Source organism: Herbaspirillum lusitanum P6-12 (assembly GCF_000256565.1).
In the GTDB taxonomy this organism is placed as follows: Bacteria; Pseudomonadota; Gammaproteobacteria; order Burkholderiales; family Burkholderiaceae_D; genus Herbaspirillum; species Herbaspirillum lusitanum.
The window spans coordinates 1-576 of sequence record NZ_AJHH01000285.1 but is presented as its reverse complement, the minus strand read 5'-3'; the positions used below and the strand labels follow the sequence as shown (position 1 = coordinate 576).

Annotated in this window: 1 protein-coding gene; it reads right to left on the bottom strand. The window is 63.4% G+C overall.

Translation table 11 applies throughout. From position 1 onward, the window contains the following. The coding region (locus tag HLUSI_RS0109120) for an ABC transporter substrate-binding protein (RefSeq protein ID WP_016833678.1) at positions 1-576 on the bottom strand (576 nt) is incomplete at both ends.

The following is a 576-nucleotide window of genomic DNA, read 5'->3' as shown; positions in this document are numbered from 1 at the left end:
GATGCGGCGCCGCCTTGCTGCTGACGAAGCGCACCATCGCGAAGAACGGATCCATCGCCGCGAAGCTGATGTTGACCGCGTCCGAACCGTGCGCGCTCGGATCCTTGGCGCCGATGCGCCAGTTGGTGTACAGCGTGTTCCACTCGATCACGTCGAACTGCACGTCGATGAAGCAGGCCTTCAGGTTTTGCTGCATGAATTCATTCATCGGCAACGGCTGCATCTGGCCGGAACCGGAGGCCGAAATCTGCACCTTCACCTTGAGCGGCTTGGCGGCCGAATAACCGGCCTCGGTCATCAGCTTGCGCGCGCCGTCCGGGTCGTACTTGATGTGGAAGCTCGGGTTGCCGCGCCATGGATGGCCCGGCTCGACGGTACCGGTGGCTTCGCCCATGAGGCCGCCCAGCAATTGCTTCATGGCCGGACGATTCACGCAGAGGTTGGCGGCGTAGCGCACGCGCTTGTCCAGCCATGGTGAACCGGGCGCGAAGGACAGTTGCCACGGCCACACGTGCGGTTGCGGATTGGAGTAAACCTTGAAACCGCGCGCCTTGATGGTGTCGAGCGCATCCGGCG